2 rRNA genes are annotated in these 3,504 nt (G+C 55.9%); both read left to right on the top strand.

Features of this window, described 5'->3' with window-relative positions:
- Positions 1-62: 62 nt before the first annotated feature.
- Positions 63-3,179, top strand: a 23S ribosomal RNA gene (locus tag AWB94_RS23720).
- Between the two features lie 209 nt (positions 3,180-3,388).
- A 5S ribosomal RNA gene (gene rrf / locus AWB94_RS23715) occupies positions 3,389-3,501 on the top strand.
- Positions 3,502-3,504: the final 3 nt, after the last annotated feature.

Below are 3,504 nucleotides of genomic sequence, written 5' to 3'. Positions count from 1 at the left end.
GGTTGGGGTGTTGTTGTGTGTGTTTGATGTGCAATTTCTTTTTCTTTTTCTGGTTTTTTGTGTTGTAAGTGTTTAAGGGCGCATGGTGGATGCCTTGGCATCAGGAGCCGATGAAGGACGTGGGAGGCTGCGATATGCCTCGGGGAGCTGCCAACCGAGCGTGGATCCGAGGGTGTCCGAATGGGGAAACCCAGCACGAGTGATGTCGTGTTACCCAACGCTGAATATATAGGCGTTGGGGGGGAACGCGGGGAAGTGAAACATCTCAGTACCCGTAGGAAGAGAAAACAATTGTGATTCCGTGAGTAGTGGCGAGCGAAAGCGGAGGATGGCTAAACCGTATGCATGTGATACCCGGCGGGGGTTGTGTGTGCGGGGTTGTGGGGCGTTTCTTCTCATCACCGCCGTGATGGGCAGCAGTGATAAAGGTGTGTGTTAGTCGAAGTGGTCTTGGGATGGCCTGCCGTAGAGGGTGAGAGCCCCGTAGGTGAAAACACATGCTCTGTTGTGGAACTGTCCCCGAGTAGCAGCGGGCCCGTGAAATCTGCTGTGAATCTGCCGGGACCACCCGGTAAGCCTGAATACTTCCTGATGACCGATAGCGGATTAGTACCGTGAGGGAATGGTGAAAAGTACCCCGGGAGGGGAGTGAAATAGTACCTGAAACCGTGTGCCTACAATCCGTCAGAGCCCTCCTTCGTGGTGGGGTGATGGCGTGCCTTTTGAAGAATGAGCCTGCGAGTCAGGGACATGTCGCGAGGTTAACCCGGGTGGGGTAGCCGTAGCGAAAGCGAGTCTGAATAGGGCGTATCCGCACAGGAGTGTGTGGTGTAGTGGTGTGTTCTGGACCCGAAGCGGAGTGATCTACCCATGGCCAGGGTGAAGCGCGGGTAAGACCGCGTGGAGGCCCGAACCCACTTAGGTTGAAGACTGAGGGGATGAGTTGTGGGTAGGGGTGAAAGGCCAATCAAACTCCGTGATAGCTGGTTCTCCCCGAAATGCATTTAGGTGCAGCGTTGCGTGTTTCTTGCCGGAGGTAGAGCTACTGGATGGCCGATGGGCCCTACTAGGTTACTGACGTCAGCCAAACTCCGAATGCCGGTAAGTGTAAGCGTGGCAGTGAGACGGCGGGGGATAAGCTCCGTGCGTCGAGAGGGAAACAGCCCAGATCGCCGGCTAAGGCCCCTAAGCGTGTGCTAAGTGGAAAAGGATGTGCAGTCGCGAAGACAACCAGGAGGTTGGCTTAGAAGCAGCCACCCTTGAAAGAGTGCGTAATAGCTCACTGGTCAAGTGATTGTGCGCCGATAATGTAGCGGGGCTCAAGCACACCGCCGAAGCCGCGGCAATACGTATGTATTGGGTAGGGGAGCGTCCTGCACCCAGTGAAGCAGCCTGGTAATGGAGCTGTGGAGGGTGTGGGAGTGAGAATGCAGGCATGAGTAGCGATAAGGCAAGTGAGAACCTTGCCCGCCGAAAGACCAAGGGTTCCTGGGGCAGGCCAGTCCGCCCAGGGTGAGTCGGGACCTAAGGCGAGGCCGACAGGCGTAGTCGATGGACAACGGGTTGATATTCCCGTACCCGTGTGTGCGCGCCCATGATGAATCAGAGGTACTAACCGCCCAAATGGTGGCTGATCCAATCCTTCGGGAGCGGAGTGTCGCCGGCTGCGTGGGATCTTCTCTGGTAGTAGTCAAGCGATGGGGTGACGCAGGAAGGTAGCCATACCAGTCAGTGGTAATACTGGGGCAAGCCTGTAGGGAGTTGGATAGGTAAATCCGTCCAACACGTATCCTGAGAGGTGATGCATAGCCGAGTGAGGCGAATTTGGTGATCCTATGCTGCCGAGAAAAGCCTCTAGCGAGCTCACACACGGCCCGTACCCCAAACCAACACAGGTGGTCAGGTAGAGAATACTAAGGCGTACGAGTGAACTATGGTTAAGGAACTCGGCAAAATGCCCCCGTAACTTCGGGAGAAGGGGGACCTCCTACTGTCAACACCCTTGCGGTGGGTAGCGGTGGGGGGTGGCACAAACCAGTGAGAAGCGACTGTTTACTAAAAACACAGGTCCGTGCGAAGTCGCAAGACGATGTATACGGACTGACGCCTGCCCGGTGCTGGAAGGTTAAGAGGACCCGTTAACCCTTTGGGGTGAAGCGGAGAATTTAAGCCCCAGTAAACGGCGGTGGTAACTATAACCATCCTAAGGTAGCGAAATTCCTTGTCGGGTAAGTTCCGACCTGCACGAATGGCGTAACGACTTCTCAACTGTCTCAACCATAGACTCGGCGAAATTGCACTACGAGTAAAGATGCTCGTTACGCGCGGCAGGACGAAAAGACCCCGGGACCTTCACTACAACTTGGTATTGGTGCTCGGTTCGGTTTGTGTAGGATAGGTGGGAGACTGTGAAGCGGCCACGCCAGTGGTTGTGGAGTCGTTGTTGAAATACCACTCTGACCGTATTGGGCCTCTAACCTCGAACCGTCTATCCGGTTCAGGAACAGTGCCTGGTGGGTAGTTTAACTGGGGCGGTTGCCTCCTAAAATGTAACGGAGGCGCCCAAAGGTTCCCTCAACCTGGATGGCAATCAGGTGTTGAGTGTAAGTGCACAAGGGAGCTTGACTGCGAGACGGACATGTCGAGCAGGGACGAAAGTCGGGACTAGTGATCCGGCACCTCTGAGTGGAAGGGGTGTCGCTCAACGGATAAAAGGTACCCCGGGGATAACAGGCTGATCTTCCCCAAGAGTCCATATCGACGGGATGGTTTGGCACCTCGATGTCGGCTCGTCGCATCCTGGGGCTGGAGCAGGTCCCAAGGGTTGGGCTGTTCGCCCATTAAAGCGGCACGCGAGCTGGGTTTAGAACGTCGTGAGACAGTTCGGTCTCTATCCGCCGCGCGCGTCAGAAGCTTGAGGAAACCTGTCCCTAGTACGAGAGGACCGGGACGGACGAACCTCTGGTTTACCAGTTGTCCCACCAGGGGCACGGCTGGATAGCCACGTTCGGACAGGATAACCGCTGAAAGCATCTAAGCGGGAAACCTCTTCCAAGACCAGGCTTCTCACCCTCTAGGAGGGATAAGGCCCCCCGCAGACCACGGGATTGATAGACCAGACCTACACACCTAGTAATAGGTTCAGGGAACTGGCACTAACCGGCCGAAAACTTACACACACCCACACCCCCCACAAGGGGTTGGGGTAACAAAACAACCGTGTAAGAAGACGAAGAATTGACGCACCGTCACACGTGACGCCTCGCAACCACACCCATCCACACCATTGGACACGCAGAAACCCGCCAAGGGGATTCGCGCACCCCACCACCAAAACACCACAAGATTTTCCCCCACCCGCTGGGGGTCACTGAAAAGTGAATAAAGTTACGGCGGCCATAGCGGCAGGGAAACGCCCGGTCCCATCCCGAACCCGGAAGCTAAGCCTACCAGCGCCGATGATACTACCCACACGGGTGGAAAAGTAGGACACCGCCGAACACA

This window comes from Mycolicibacterium canariasense (genome assembly GCF_002101555.1).
GTDB classification, from domain to species: Bacteria; Actinomycetota; Actinomycetes; order Mycobacteriales; family Mycobacteriaceae; genus Mycobacterium; species Mycobacterium canariasense.
This window is presented reverse-complemented; position numbering and strand designations above follow the sequence as displayed.